General features: G+C 64.0%; 1 protein-coding gene. It reads right to left on the reverse strand.

The genetic code is table 11. The features are described 5' to 3' along the window. Nucleotides 1-137 precede the first annotated feature (137 nt). Nucleotides 138-436 (reverse strand): MMPL family transporter (locus QQ25_RS29605; protein WP_039382902.1); only part of this gene is annotated, 299 nt, incomplete at its 5' end.

Below are 436 nucleotides of genomic sequence, written 5' to 3' on the forward strand. Positions count from 1 at the left end.
TCTGACAAAGGGGCATTACGGTGGGACACGAAGACCTCCGAAGTGAGTTGGTGCGTTCCTAGACAGCTCGCACTTCACTCGGAGGTCTTCGTTATGTCACCACGCCACGCCGTACCTAACGTCCGTGTTCAGTACAACTAGACCAGGGAGTCCTGCGGGTCGCGCTGGACCGGGGTCGGCCATGGCGCCGGCAGTGGGCGCTGACGCACCCGTTGCGGCCACCAGAACCACTTGCCCATCAGCGCCGCGATGGACGGGGTCATGAAGGACCGGATCACCAGGGTGTCGAACAGCAGACCCAGGCCGATGGTGGTGCCCACCTGACCGATCACCGCCAACTCGCTGACCGCCATCGACATCATGGTGAAGGCGAACACCAGGCCCGCGGAGGTGACCACCGATCCGGTACCGCCCATGGCGCGGATGATGCCGGTGG

The organism is Mycolicibacterium setense (genome assembly GCF_000805385.1).
Classification (GTDB): Bacteria; Actinomycetota; Actinomycetes; order Mycobacteriales; family Mycobacteriaceae; genus Mycobacterium; species Mycobacterium setense.